A 13,927-nucleotide genomic window follows, 5' to 3' on the forward strand; every position below is an offset into this window, starting at 1 on the left:
GATCGAATGAATTTAAAAGTAATAAGGGGAAAATAGATTATGCGGATATTAGCACTGGAAAGCTCTTGTGATGAAACCGCCGCCGCGGTGGTTGAGGACGGGAGAAAGGTTTTATCTTCGGTGATTGCCTCGCAGGTCGAGGAACACCGGCTCTACGGCGGCGTTGTGCCGGAAATCGCTTCCCGCCGCCACTGCGAAGCCATTGTCGGCGTTACCCAGAAGGCGCTGGACGACGCGGGGCTTACGCTTGGGGAAATCGACGCGATCGCCGTTACCTACGCGCCCGGGCTGATCGGGGCGCTTTTGGTCGGCGTGAATTTTGCAAAGGGCCTTGCCCTTTCCTCCGGCAAGCCGTTGGTTCCGGTGCATCACCTCCGTTCGCATATCGCCGCGAATTACATCACCTCGCCGGAGCTGGAGCCACCGTTTCTGTGCCTGATCGTTTCCGGGGGGCACAGCCATATTGTGCAGGTTAAGGATTACACCGACCTGCATGTGCTCGGCCGCACGCGCGACGACGCGGCGGGCGAAGCCTTTGACAAGGCCGCGCGCGCAATGGGAATGCCCTATCCGGGCGGCGTGGAAATGGACAAAAGGGCGCAGGGCGGGGATCCGGACGCTTTTAAACTGCCACACCCAACGGTGGACGGTGCGCCCTATGATTTCAGCTTTTCCGGGCTGAAAACCGCCGTCATCAATTTAATCCACAACGCAGAGCAGAAGGGACAGACGCTCCCAGTAGAGGATTTGGCGGCTTCGTTCCGCAAGGCAGTAGTCGATTGCCTTGTGAAAAATTTCGTAAAAGCCGCGCGGGATACCGGAAGCAGGAAGCTTGCCATTGCGGGCGGAGTTTCGGCGAACACCCTGCTCAGAAGCCGGCTGGAACAGGAATGCAGGAACCGTGGCTGGAAATTTTATATGCCGGAGCGGAACTTGTGCGGGGACAACGCGGCCATGGTTGGTTCCCAGGGATTTTACGAGTATATTTCCGGAAATGTTGCAGGATTGGATTTGAACGCCTGCGCCGCAATGGCAGTAGACCAAAACCGATGAGATGCAGGATTCAAATGCAAATTATTCATAAATTTTGCTATTTTTTTAACAATTTTATGATTTTGTAATTGATTAAAATGTATTTATGTATTATAATTAAACCCAAATCCTTAAATTTAAGGTCATTGGACCGGAAGGAGAAATGAGTCATGACAAGCAATAAGTCTGTACTGAACTGGATTGAAGACATGAAAAAGCTGGTCTGTCCGGATAAGCTGGTCTGGATAGACGGTTCCGAAGAGCAGCTGGAAGCCCTTCGCGCAGAGGCCTGCTCAACGGGTGAAATGATTAAGCTGAATCAGGAGAAGCTTCCGGGCTGCTACCTGCACCGTACCGCTGTTAACGACGTTGCCCGCGTGGAGGACAGGACCTTTATCTGCTCCCGCAAAGAAGAGGATGCTGGCCCCACCAACCATTGGAAAGATCCGAAGGAAGCCTACAAAATGCTTTATGACATAGCAAGAGGCAGCTACAAGGGCCGCACCATGTACGTTATTCCGTACTCCATGGGTCCAATCGGTTCCCCTCTTGCGAAAATCGGCGTTGAACTTACCGACTCTATCTATGTTGTTCTGAACATGAGCATAATGGCGCGCGTTGGCCAGAAGGTATGGGATACCCTCGGCGACAGCAACGACTGGGTGCGCGGTCTGCACTGCAAGTGCGATATCGACGCGGAGAAGAGATACATTTGCCACTTCCCGGAGGACAACACCATTATTTCCGTAAACTCCGGCTATGGCGGAAACGTTCTGCTTGGCAAGAAGTGCTTTGCGTTGCGCATTGCTTCCTACCTTGGCAAGAACGAAGGCTGGTTGGCTGAGCATATGCTGATCCTCGGCATTCAGAATCCGAAGGGCGAAATCAAGTACGTTGCCGCTGCGTTCCCGTCTGCCTGCGGCAAGACAAACCTCGCCATGTTGATTCCGCCGGAAAGTTACCGCAAAAAGGGCTACAAGATCTGGACCGTCGGCGACGATATCGCTTGGATGCGTCAGGGCGAGGACGGCAGACTGTACGCGATCAATCCGGAAAACGGTTTCTTCGGCGTTGCGCCGGGTACGAATGAAAAATCCAACCCGAATGCGCTTGCCACCACAAAGAGCGGAACCATCTTCACAAACGTGGCACAGAATCTGGACGACAACACCGTTTGGTGGGAAGGCCTCGACAAGAACCCGCCGAAGAACGCCCTCAACTGGAAGGGCGAGCCTTGGGATGGTACAACCTCCGACCAGAAGGGCGCTCATCCGAACAGCCGCTTTACCGCTCCTGCAAAGAACTGCCCCTGCATCAGCCCCGAATTCGACAAGGGCACGGGCGTTCCGATTTCCGCTATTATCTTCGGCGGCCGCCGTGCACAGACCACTCCGCTTGTTTATCAGTCCCGCGACTGGAACAACGGCGTGTTTGTCGGTTCCATCATGGCCTCTGAAACAACTGCAGCAGCAGCCGGCGCAGTCGGCGTAGTCCGCCGCGACCCGATGGCTATGCTTCCCTTCTGCGGCTACCATATGGGCGACTATTTCAAGCACTGGATTGAAATGGGCAAGAAGCTTGGCGAAAATGCTCCGAAGATCTTCAACGTAAACTGGTTCCGTCTTGACGATGAAGGCCACTTCATTTGGCCGGGCTTCGGCGACAACCTCCGTGTGCTCGAATGGATCCTTGAGCGTTGCGAGGGCAAGGCCGACGCTGTCGAAACCCCGATCGGTTATGTTCCGAAGCCGGAAGACATCAATATCGAAGGCCTTGACATCAGCCTTGACACGCTCAAGAGCATCCTTGAGGTTAACAAGGAGCAGTGGGCGAAAGAAGCGGACGGCATTGAAGAGTTCTATAAGAAGTTTGGTGACAAGCTTCCGCAGGAGCTGCGCGACCAGCTTGCCACTTTGAAGAATAACTTGAAATAAATCCGTTTGCGGCGGCTTCGAAAGAAGCCGCCGCCAGTTTTTTATATTTGCTTTTCGTCCCATTCAAGCCCACGCGGCCTTTATTCCTTTATGGTTTTTTTCGGCAAAATGCGCGAAGAGGTCGTGGATTTGCAACAAATTGATATAAATCTTGCAAAAAGTATGAATAAACTGTTTCCAAATCAAAAAGTTTGTGTAAATATCCCATTGCGGGATTATGCATAATTCATTATACTATATTTACGGTGATACCCGGCAGACTTTGTCGGGCAATTTTTATTTTAGGAGGAGACAAAATGGCAGACAGTTCAGAGACAGCATACCATCCAAAGGGTGACTTCTTCAATCTAAAGGGCAGTAACACGGATGTAAAAACTGAAGTCGGCGCCGGATTGACCACTTTCTTTGCAATGGCCTACATCATTATTGTTAACCCGAACATGCTTTCACAAACCGGCATGAAATGGGGCGCGGTGTTCCTTGCAACGATTATTGCTTCCGTAATCGGAACCTTGATCATGGGCCTGTTTGCAAATGTTCCCTACGCACAGGCCCCCGGCATGGGCCTGAACGCCTTTTTTGTTTTTACGGTTTGCTTCGGCCTTCATTATAAGTGGCAGGAAGCCTTGGCGATGGTTTTTATCTGCGGCCTTCTCAATATTGCCATTACGGTTACCAAGGTTCGAAAGCTGATCATCAAATCCATCCCGGAAAGCCTTCAGAATGCCATCGGTGGCGGTATCGGCATCTTCATTGCCTATATCGGGGTGAAGAATGCCGGTCTGATTAATTTTACGAGCGACCCGGGAACCTATACCCTGCTCCCGAGCAAAACGGTTGTTGCATCGAGCGCGGCGGTCCCGGCGATTGTAAAGCTGAATTCGCCGGTTGTTTTGCTCGCGCTGTTCGGCCTTGCCCTTACCATCATCCTTCTTGTTAAAAACGTAAAGGGTGCAATTATTATCAGCATTGCGGTAACGACGCTCCTTGGCATCCCGCTCGGAATTACAACGGTCGGAAATACGATGAGCTTCACAGAGGCTTGCTCCCAGCTTCCAGAAACCTTCCTTGCCGCGTTCGGCAATCCCGGCATGGGTTCTCTTTTCGCCGACCCAGCAAAAATCCCGCTTGTTTTAATGACAATTTTCGCTTTTAGCCTTTCCGACACCTTTGATACGATCGGAACCTTTATCGGCACCGGCCGCAAGGCGGGTATCTTCAGCGCGGAAGACCAGAAGGCGTTGGAAACCAGCGACGGCTTTAAATCCAAGATGGACAAGGCTCTGTTTGCTGACGCAACGGCAACCTCCATCGGTGCGATTTTCGGTACCTCAAACACAACGACCTATGTGGAAAGCGCGGCGGGCATCGGCTACGGCGGCCGCACCGGCCTTACCAGCGTGGTTGTGGCGGTGCTGTTTATTATCAGCGCGTTCTTCAGCCCGATTATCAGCATCGTCCCATCCGCGGCAACCGCTCCGGTTCTGATTATTGTCGGTATCATGATGCTCAGCTCGTTTAAAGAAATAGAGTGGAACAAGCTGGAGGAAGCGATCCCGGCTTTCTTCGCAAGTATCTTTATGGCTTTCTGCTACAGCATTTCCTACGGCATTGCCGCCGGATTTACGGTTTACTGCATTGTAAAGACTGCCCGCGGGAAAGCCAAAGAGGTTCATCCGATCCTTTGGGTGGCAACCGGACTATTTATACTGAACTTTGTAATTTTGGCGATTATTTCCTGATTTGTTCATCCTATTGTTTTCCTGAATCCGGCACGGAAACCCGCGCTGGTGGAACGCATTATCCAGATAAAAAAAGCGCCGCATTCCGTTGCGGCGCTTTTTCTTTCCTATTCCCACATTCTATGTTATAATTTACCCAATTTCCAAGGATACTCTTAGTTATGCGCTATGCATATTGATATCTATTTGAGGTGAAGTCATGCCAAGATTTTTTATCGATTATGTCCCTGAGGAGATCGCGGTGATTACCGGGGACGACGCCCGCCATATTTCCCGCTCCCTGCGGATGCAGCCGGGGGAAAACCTGATTCTCTGTGACAGCATCGGCACCGATTACAACGCAAGGATTGAAAGAATTTCGGAGAACAGCGTTGAGGTGCGCATTTTGGAATTTTGCCAAAGCGTTGCGGAGCCGAGCGTAAAGGTGACGGTGTATCAGGGGCTGCCCAAGGCGGAAAAAATGGACAGCATCGTGCAGAAGGCGGTGGAAACCGGAGCGGTGAAAATTGTGCCCGTTATGACATCCCGCTGTGTTTCCAGGCCGGATGCAAAGGCGGCGGCAAAGAAAACGGCGCGCTGGCAAAAGATCGCGCTGGAGGCCGCGAAGCAGAGCGGGCGGGGAATTATACCGCAGGTCGGCCCGCTGACCGGTTTCCGGGAAGCCGTCGGGCAGGCCGCGCAGGATGGGGAAATTATCCTGTTTTTCGAGGGCGGCGGGAAAAGCATTGCGGAGCTTGTTACCCGCGAAACGCGGGAACTGGCGGTATTTATCGGGCCAGAGGGTGGCTTTGAACAGGCAGAGGTGGACTTTGCCGAACAGAACGGGGCGAAGATCGGTACGTTGGGCGCGCGGATTCTCCGCACGGAAACCGCGCCGATCGCGGCGCTTGCCGCCATTATGCTTGCATCCGGGAATATGTAGGAGGGACTTATGAAATACGAATGGACGGACAGCTATTGCCTTTCAAAACCCGGTGCGGAGAAAGATTATAAATTGGAATGGGACGCGACCCGCTATATGATCCGGGGAAAAATGTTCGCCATGCAGGGCGGCGATAGAGAGGGGAAACCGATTCTCACGATCAAGCTGGAACCCTTTTTTGGCGCATTTCTGTGTGGCCGATATAAGGACATTGTGCCGGGCTATTATATGAATAAGGAGCATTGGGTATCGCTGTATTTGGATGGGGATGTGCCGGACGAAACCGTTCGGGAAATGCTTGACCAGGCGTACCGGCTCGTGCTGGAATCGTTCAGTAAAAAGATACAGAAGGAAATTTGCTCTTAACCGTTGAGAATCGAGGGAAATTATGCAGACGGCGTTCATTACCGGAGCCTCTCGCGGCATTGGCAGGGCTATTGCGAAAAAACTCGCCGAGGACGGCTTCCGGGTCATTGTTAATTACTATGCTTCCGAAAAAGAGGCGAAAAATTTAATAAATGAGTTAAATAATACTTATAGTATAGAATGTGTCGCATTGCAGGGGGATGTGTCGAACCGGGTGCAGGTGGAAGCAATGTTTCAGCAGGCTGGCGGGGTGGATGTGCTGGTAAACAACGCGGGCATTGCGCAGCAGAAACTTTTTACCGACCTGACCGAACGCGACTGGGATAGGATGTTTGACATAAACGTGAAGGGAATGTTCCATTGCTGCCAGTACGCGCTCCCTTATATGATTCATCAGAAGCGCGGGAAAATCATCAATATTTCCTCTATGTGGGGGCAGGTGGGCGCTTCCTGCGAGGTGCACTACTCTGCGGCCAAAGCGGCGGTGATCGGCCTGACGAAAGCGCTGGCAAAGGAGCTCGGCCCGTCCGGCATACAGGTCAACTGCGTAGCGCCGGGCGTCATTCAGACCGACATGAACGCTTCCCTTGATGTGGAGACCATCAAAGAACTGAAAGAGGAAACGCCGTTGGGCGCAATCGGCACGCCGGAGGACGTCGCCAATGCCGTCCGCTTTTTAGCGGGGGAGCAGTCGGACTTCATCACCGGGCAGGTTTTCGGCGTAAACGGTGGGCTGATTATTTAAAGCGGAGAAAATAACGATTTCACAATAAGAATTACAAAGCTGTCAGAATTCTAGACATTTTTCCCATGCCCCTTATAATAAATATAAGTTAAATGGAAATGAAAGGAAGAATGTTATGAGAAAGTGGGCAATGTCCGCTGTTGCCTTTTTGCTGACGGTAAGCATCTGCTTTTCAGGGTGTTCCTCAGCGCCAACAGCCGCGAAGACCGGGGATTCCGGAAAACCGACAAAAGCGGCGAACGCGTTTTCGCAGAAAACGGAAGTAATGGTCAAAACAGAGGACGACGTACAGATACAAACCGCCATACCGGTTTATTCGGGCTTTTCCGCCGCAGAGAAGCTGAACAAGGAAATTCGGAAAATATCGGTGGACGGGATCGCCGAAGTAAAGGAAATGGGCAAGGATTTAGGCGATTCCGTGGCCGAAAAGCATCTGTACTTTACAAGCTTTTTCGACAGCTTTTTGGACGGGGACGTTCTTTCCGTGTGGATTTACAGCGAGAATTATACGGGCGGGGCGCACGGTTTCCGCTGGCTCCGCACCTTTAATGTGAATACCAAAACCGGGGAAACCTACGAAACGCCGGGCGCTCTGTTTAAGGACCCGCAGGCCGGAACCAAGCTGATTACCGATAAAATCCTTGCGGACATTCAAAGGCATCCGGAGCTGTATTTCCCCGAAGCCGCGCAGACGGTAAAGGATTTGAACGGAAAATATTCCTTCTATCTGGACGGGCAGAATTTGGTTGTTTATTTCCAGTTGTATGATATTGCCCCCTACGCCGCGGGGATTCAGGAGTTTAAATTCCCGCTGAAGGATTTGCAGACGAAAATCCCGCTGGGCGGGCATAAGAGGGGCGACATCCGTTTGAACGGGGAGGATATTTCCTTTGCGGCGAAAGTGGTATCCAATGATAACGGCGAATTCCTGCCGCTGGAGGATACGGCCAAGGCACTCGGTCTTACCATAACCCAGATGGACGGGAAATATACTGTGAACGGTAAAGCGGTGAAGCCGGTTATGATGGATGGTACGGCGTATCTGCCGCTGATGACGTTCAATGATCTTTTGAAGGAATTCGGGGTAAAGGGCTTTGCTTTATTCGACGGCCAAATCCTGCGGATGTTTCTGGACAATAACACAGGCAAGGAGATCGCATTGGGATACCGGAAGGAAAATCCCTCCGGCAGCGCCCAAAGCAGTTCCTCCCAGACAGTCAAGCCGGAGGATAAGAAGTGAAAAAGATCGGATCATAAAAGCCTTTGACCAGCTCAAGGAGCGATCCGTGCCGTAAGGAGAAACGGGCAAACAGAAAGGAGAAGGAAATGGGAAACAGAACGATACGAAGATTTTCCGTGGTGCTGGTCAGCGCCGCCGTACTCTTGGGCGTATTTGCTGCGTGCGCCAGTTCGACCCCGAGCAGCGCGCCTCCCAAAACCTCGTTGGCAATAGGTGGGCGCAATACCTCCGCCGCCGGCATGGCGGATGGAGCAGTAAAGTCGGAGGCGAAGGAAACCGCAGCCGAGTCCCCTTCTTCCCAAGCCGCTTCCCAGGCAAGGAAAGCTGCCGGCAAGGAGAAAATTATCGAACAGTTGTCCTATCAGATTGAAACCCTGGAATTCGACGAATCCATAAAGAAAATTCAAAGCCTGTGCAGTAAAATGGGCGGCTATGTGCAGGATTCCAGCGTATTCGGGAACAGTCTGGTGCAGAAGGACCTGCGCAGCGCCAATTATGTTCTCCGGATACCGCAGGAAAAGCTCGTTCCGTTTAAAAACAGCGCGGGTTCCATCGGCAATATCCTGAATTTCTCCTCTTCTAGCGAGAATATAAGCGAAAAATACTATGATACGGAAGCTCGGTTGAAAAGCCTTCGTACCCAGCAGGAACGGCTTCTCGCGCTGATGCAAAAATCCGGTTCGCTTGCCGATGTGGTTGCGCTGGAAAAAGCGCTTGCCGATGTGAATTACCAGATTGAAGAGTTAACCGGGACGCTCCGCAAGTATGACTCGCTGATCGATTACAGTACGGTCAATATCCAGTTGAACGAGGTTGTCAAGCCGACGGAGCTGGAGAAAACGCCGGTGAGCGTCGGGGATAAAATCCAGAAGCAGTTTAAGGATTCCCTCCGCGCGCTCGGCGGATTCGGCGAAGGCGTTTTGGTATTCCTTATCGGCGGTTCCCCTATTTTGCTGCCCCTTGTTCTGATTGCCATCGTCGTGGCTTTTCTTATCCGCAAAAAGAGGAAACAGGCGAAAAAGGAAAATAAACAGCCGGTGGCGCCGCTTTTAACGAAAAGTCTCTCTGACGAAAAGAAGGAAGAACCGGAAAATAAAACATAAGCAAACTAAGAACGCCTCCCCGATTGGGGAGGCGTTCAAAATTTAATTCTTAAAATTCAATTTTCTTTTCGATATAAGCGGCGAGTTCATCGATTGCGATACGTTCCTGCTGCATGGTGTCGCGGTCGCGGACGGTTACGCAGCCGTCTTCTTCGCTCTGGAAATCGTACGTAATGCAGAACGGCGTGCCGATTTCGTCCTGGCGGCGGTAGCGCTTGCCGATGGAACCGGAATCGTCGTAATCAACCATGAATTTTTTGGTAAGCCTTGCGTAAATCTCCTGCGCCTTGCCGTTGAGTTTCTTGGAAAGCGGAAGTACCGCGGCCTTGTAAGGAGCAAGCGCCGGGTGCAGGCGGAGGACGACTCGTGTATCCTTTTCGTCAATCTGTTCCTCATCGTACGCGTCGCAGAGGAATGCCAGCGCAACGCGGTCCGCGCCGAGTGAGGGCTCTACAACATAAGGGATATAGCGCTCGTTTGTTTCAGGATCAAAGTATTCCAGGCTCTTGCCGGAATGCTCCTGATGCTGTGTCAGATCGTAATTGGTGCGGTCGGCAATGCCCCAAAGCTCGCCCCAGCCGAACGGGAACAGGAATTCAATGTCGGTGGTCGCTTTAGAATAGAAGGAAAGCTCCTCCTTCTCGTGGTCACGCATGCGAATATTTTCTTCGGTCATGCCGAGACTTAGAAGCCATTTTTTGCAATATTCCTTCCAGTAATAGAACCAGTCGAGGTCGGTGTCTGGCTTGCAGAAAAATTCCAGCTCCATCTGCTCGAATTCGCGCGTACGGAAGGTAAAGTTGCCCGGTGTAATTTCATTGCGAAAGCTTTTGCCGATCTGCGCAACGCCGAAGGGGAGCTTGCGGCGGGTCGTGCGCTGGATATTGGCAAAGTTCACGAAGATGCCCTGCGCGGTTTCCGGGCGCAGGTAAAGCTCGTTTTTCGCGTCCTCCGTTACGCCCTGAAAGGTTTTGAACATCAGGTTGAATTTGCGGATATCGGTGAAATTCGCGGATCCGCATTCCGGGCATTTGATGTTATGTTCCCGGATGTATGCCGCCATTTGCCCGAAGGTCATGCCGTTCGGGTCACCGCCGGCGTCTTCAATCAGCTTATCCGCGCGGTGGCGGGTTTTGCAGTCGCGGCAGTCCATCAGCGGGTCGGAAAAACCGCCCACGTGGCCGGAAGCAACCCAAACCTGGGGGTTCATTAAAATTGCGCTGTCCAGCCCGACATTGTACTGGCTTTCCTGTACGAACTTTTTCAGCCACGCGCGTTTTACGTTATTTTTAAACTCCACGCCGAGCGGGCCGTAGTCCCATGTGTTTGACAATCCGCCGTAAATTTCGCTTCCCGAGTATACAAACCCGCGGTTTTTGCAAAGGCCGACGATTTTTTCCATGGTTTTCTCTGTTGCCAACATGTTCTTTCCTCCATAATCAGGGGCGCTGGCTGCGCTCCATTATTTTTTAAAGATAAACCATTTGCTCAGCACGTAATTGATGATGACTACGATCACATTCATGATGATTTTGGCTATCCAGTCGTTCCACGACAGTACGGTGACCATCAGGTACATGCCCAACGAATCCACGGCGAGCGAAAACAGGCGCGCGCCTACAAAGGAGGCAAGCTCGCGCATGAGCAGGCCCGCGGCAAAGCTTTTGCTTTGGAACACATAAAGCTTGTTGGTAATAAACGCAAAGGCAACCGACAAGATCCATGCGATCGTATTGGCGGTAAGCACATCCCACTGGCTGTTCCAATGGATAACCGGGCGCAGAAGGCCGTAGCTTACAATGTTCACAATAGTCGTAAGCACGCCGAAAACAATATAGGAAATCATTTCCGGTGTTGTGAGAAAGCGCCAGAGTTTTTTTAGCTTATCCAAATAACTGCACCGCCATTTCCAGTATCTTTATAGTTTACCATTCCGCGGCTTAGCTTGCAAGAGAATTGTTTTCAAACGGAGGGATTTTCTATTCTTATTCGCTATATATGATATAAAATGCGCGTTAAGCCTGTCAAGGGAAACGAAAACCCGCATGTTTTGCGGCTGCCGGGGGTATTTTCCAAATTTCCGTTTAATTTCCAGCAAAATTCATTGCTTTTTCACATTTGTTTATTATAATAAATACAAATTTTAAATTGTCGATGAACGGGCTTTCATAAGACTATGAATTTAGGAGGAACCTCTATGAAGAAAATTGCGGCTGTATTCCTTTCCGCGGCGCTTATTTTTACCGCCTTCCCGGTTACGGTCCGCGCATATTCCAGTGACACGCAGGTTATTGACACGCATGGTTCTAAAACCTATATGGGAACTGAGGAAAGCTGGAGTGAAAAATGGGATTCCAGCAACTTTACCGATGTTACTGGGGAAGATGTCGATAGCTCGGAGGATCTGATAATTAAGGGCGGCAAGATTGGCAACGTAACTATCAGCGACGGTCGGAGCCTGACGATCAAGGGCGGAGTTATGGACGATGTGGACTGCGAAGGCGATATCACCATGACCGGCGGTACGGCAGATTCCCTGAATTCCGACGAGGACATTAAGATGAGCGGCGGAAAGGTTTCCGGCAACGTAACAGCCGAGGACGATACGGTGACGCTGTCCGGCAGCGCTGTGGTCGGCGGCGATGTATCCGGCAGGGAAGTGGAAATTTTCTCGACCGGTGGCAGTTCGGTTTCTGTTTCCGGGACAACCGAATTTTCAGACAGTATGCTCTTGCAGGGCGCAGGCTGCAATCTTAATAAAATTGACGGCCAAATATCCGGCACACTAACGTTCCGGAATTTTAGGGGAAGCGTTTCTTCCATAAGCAACGTGATCAATGTGTCGGTGGAATCCCAGAGTACGGTAACCGCCAAGGGCGATGTGGAATTTGATACGCTGTCTGTTGAGGGAAATTCCACTTTTGTCGCTAATTCGCTGGTTACGGTCAACACGCTTCAGGGGCCGGGCGCGGTGATTTCCAATCCCGGAAACCTTACCGTTAATACGGGAATGTCCAGTTACCCGATCCTCGGCTTTAACGGGAATGAAAAGGACGGATTAACCGTATTTAAGGCTAAAGCAAACGCGGTTGCCGAAACGCAGGCTACGGTTTTCGGGTATAACCTGTACTTAGACCGCACCGAAGGCAGTTACGATTATTTTACATTAAAATCTGTATCCGGGGAAAGCGTCACGCTGAACACAACTTCCTTTAGCCTTGGCAACGGCAAGCAGGCTTCGCTGACCGCCTCGATTCCGTCGAGCGCCGCCTCTTTGGGCTATAAGCTGTGCTGGAAGCTTTTGGACCCCTCCGGAAAGTTTTCCATTTCACAGGATTCCGGCAGTAACGTCTGTCGGGTGTATTTGGAGGATACAGCGGGAACCACCATTTATAAAGCGACGCTGGCGGCCTATTTAACAGACAGCTACGGCAATATTGTTCCCGGGGTAAAGGCGGCGGTTTGTTCCATAACGTCCACCGGGACTTCGGACTCCGGTACGATAAACGGCTTAAGGCTTGATACGACTACGGTAAAAATACCGGTCGGTGGTACCTATAAGGTGCTGGCAATTACCGACGCGCAGGTTCCGCCAAAGCAGATGTCGTATAACTCGGCAATAGCGCTGGTGGGGAAAGCCACCTATTACAATGCCAACGGCAAAAAAGGCTGGCTTTATCCGGTGAAGGCGATTGCGAAGGGTGGCGTAACAATCGATATCGGCGGACTGAAAATGCTGATGACCGTTGTTTGACAAAACAGACCGGCAGCGGGCAGGCGGCTGTCCGCAAAAAGGCACAGTAATATATTTTTCCGGTAACTTACCGAATACAAGTGGTTGAAGAAGTTTAAGGCCGAAATCGTCGACCATCTGGATCACTACAACATCCGCTGTATCAAACGGAAGGGCTTGCCGCCTGTTTTACACAGACGACAAGCCCTTTCAGTTCTTCGACGCGCTGCGTGCGCCATCCCCCTGTGAGGAAGGCAGAGGATTAAGCTTTGCCGACGCTGCCGCAAACCTGAATTTTGGCTTTTACCAGTTCCTTTACGGCAATGCGGGCGGGATTCAGGTATTTTTTGGGGTCAAAATCATTCGGGTGCTCCGCCATATGCGCTTTGATGGCGTCAGTAAACGCAATGCGCAGTTCGGTGGCAAAGTTGATTTTGGACATGCCCTTTTCTACGCCTTCGCGCAGAGCGTCGTCGGAAAGTCCGGAAGCGCCGTGCAGAACCAGCGGAATGGGGACAACCTTCTTGATCAGCGTAGCACGGTTAAAGTCCAACACAGGCTTTTTGGCGTAGATGCCGTGCGCAGTACCGATGGCCACAGCCAAGGAGGAAATTCCGGTGCGGTTTGCAAAATCCGCCGCCTGGTCGGGGTCGGTGTACTCGTTCCCGTCGCTTTCGGTGTCGTCTTCCTTTCCGCCGACTTTTCCCAGCTCGGATTCGACCGGGATACCGAAATTGTCGGCGTAATCGCGTACCTTCTGGGTAACGCGGATATTTTCTTCATAGGGCAGGGCGGAACCGTCGATCATGACGGAGGTGTAGCCGCTGTCAATGCACTGCTTTGCCAGTTCAAAGCTCGCGCCGTGGTCAAGATGAATGGCTACCGGCACACTAACGGATTCAGCGGCTGCCTTTGCAAGAGCTGCAAAATAGGCAGGTGAGAAATATTTTAAGGTAGAGGATGTCGTCTGAATAATGACGGGAGCTTTCAGTTCCTCCGCTGCTTTGACTATGGCCCAGACCATTTCGGCGTTTTCTGCGTTGAAAGCGCCGACAGCGTATCCGCCTTCTCTGGCGTCGTTCAGCATTTTTTTCGTAGTTACCAGCATGA

At 51.5% G+C, this 13,927-nt stretch carries 12 protein-coding genes; 9 read left to right on the forward strand and 3 right to left on the reverse strand.

Annotated features, from left to right (window positions below; genetic code table 11):
- Nucleotides 1–39 precede the first annotated feature (39 nt).
- From tsaD to CAGA_RS07900, 8 genes are all read left to right on the forward strand, one after another.
- A complete protein-coding gene (gene tsaD, locus CAGA_RS07865) occupies nt 40–1,053 on the forward strand; it encodes a tRNA (adenosine(37)-N6)-threonylcarbamoyltransferase complex transferase subunit TsaD (RefSeq protein WP_135659568.1) in 1,014 nt (337 codons plus the stop codon).
- A 149-nt stretch (nt 1,054–1,202) separates the two neighbouring features.
- On the forward strand, nt 1,203–2,966 hold the full coding sequence (locus tag CAGA_RS07870) for a phosphoenolpyruvate carboxykinase (GTP) (RefSeq protein WP_135659570.1): 1,764 nt from the start codon (nt 1,203–1,205) through the stop codon (nt 2,964–2,966).
- A gap of 296 nt (nt 2,967–3,262) precedes the next feature.
- Nucleotides 3,263–4,708: an NCS2 family permease gene (locus tag CAGA_RS07875; RefSeq protein WP_135659572.1), complete on the forward strand. Its 1,446-nt coding sequence runs from the start codon at nt 3,263–3,265 to the stop codon at nt 4,706–4,708.
- Nucleotides 4,709–4,907: 199 nt separating this feature from the next.
- Nucleotides 4,908–5,630: a 16S rRNA (uracil(1498)-N(3))-methyltransferase gene (locus CAGA_RS07880; RefSeq protein ID WP_135659574.1), complete on the forward strand. Its 723-nt coding sequence runs from the start codon at nt 4,908–4,910 to the stop codon at nt 5,628–5,630.
- A 9-nt stretch (nt 5,631–5,639) separates the two neighbouring features.
- Entirely contained in the window at nt 5,640–5,996 is a 357-nt protein-coding gene (locus CAGA_RS07885) for an MmcQ/YjbR family DNA-binding protein (protein ID WP_135659576.1), read from the forward strand.
- Nucleotides 5,997–6,018: 22 nt separating this feature from the next.
- Nucleotides 6,019–6,741 (forward strand): elongation factor P 5-aminopentanone reductase, encoded by a 723-nt coding sequence (ymfI, locus tag CAGA_RS07890; protein WP_135659578.1) that lies wholly within the window; start codon nt 6,019–6,021, stop codon nt 6,739–6,741.
- 115 nt (nt 6,742–6,856) lie between these two features.
- Nucleotides 6,857–7,981, forward strand: a complete 1,125-nt coding sequence (locus tag CAGA_RS07895) for a DUF3298 and DUF4163 domain-containing protein (RefSeq protein WP_135659580.1) — start codon at nt 6,857–6,859, stop codon at nt 7,979–7,981.
- 86 nt (nt 7,982–8,067) lie between these two features.
- Nucleotides 8,068–9,084: a DUF4349 domain-containing protein gene (locus CAGA_RS07900; RefSeq protein ID WP_135659582.1), complete on the forward strand. Its 1,017-nt coding sequence runs from the start codon at nt 8,068–8,070 to the stop codon at nt 9,082–9,084.
- Nucleotides 9,085–9,133: 49 nt separating this feature from the next.
- Here the strand turns inward: CAGA_RS07900 and CAGA_RS07905 are convergent, their stop codons facing one another.
- Both CAGA_RS07905 and CAGA_RS07910 read right to left on the reverse strand, forming a co-directional pair.
- Nucleotides 9,134–10,507, reverse strand: coding sequence for a glycine--tRNA ligase (locus tag CAGA_RS07905; protein WP_135659584.1), 1,374 nt, complete (start codon nt 10,505–10,507; stop codon nt 9,134–9,136).
- A gap of 39 nt (nt 10,508–10,546) precedes the next feature.
- The gene (locus tag CAGA_RS07910) at nt 10,547–10,975 is read right to left on the reverse strand and encodes a GtrA family protein (RefSeq protein ID WP_135659586.1); all 429 of its coding nucleotides are present in this window, start codon (nt 10,973–10,975) and stop codon (nt 10,547–10,549) included.
- 306 nt (nt 10,976–11,281) lie between these two features.
- Here CAGA_RS07910 and CAGA_RS07915 point away from each other — a divergent pair, with 306 nt between their 5' ends.
- Entirely contained in the window at nt 11,282–12,838 is a 1,557-nt protein-coding gene (locus tag CAGA_RS07915) for a bactofilin family protein (protein WP_135659588.1), read from the forward strand.
- A 241-nt stretch (nt 12,839–13,079) separates the two neighbouring features.
- On the opposite strand, the gene CAGA_RS07920 is transcribed toward CAGA_RS07915, so the two are convergent.
- Nucleotides 13,080–13,925 (reverse strand): class II fructose-bisphosphate aldolase, encoded by an 846-nt coding sequence (locus tag CAGA_RS07920; RefSeq protein ID WP_461949987.1) that lies wholly within the window; start codon nt 13,923–13,925, stop codon nt 13,080–13,082.
- Nucleotides 13,926–13,927 lie beyond the last annotated feature (2 nt).

Origin of the sequence: Caproiciproducens galactitolivorans, from assembly GCF_004768785.1 — a bacterium.
In the GTDB taxonomy this organism is placed as follows: Bacteria; Bacillota; Clostridia; order Oscillospirales; family Acutalibacteraceae; genus Caproiciproducens; species Caproiciproducens galactitolivorans.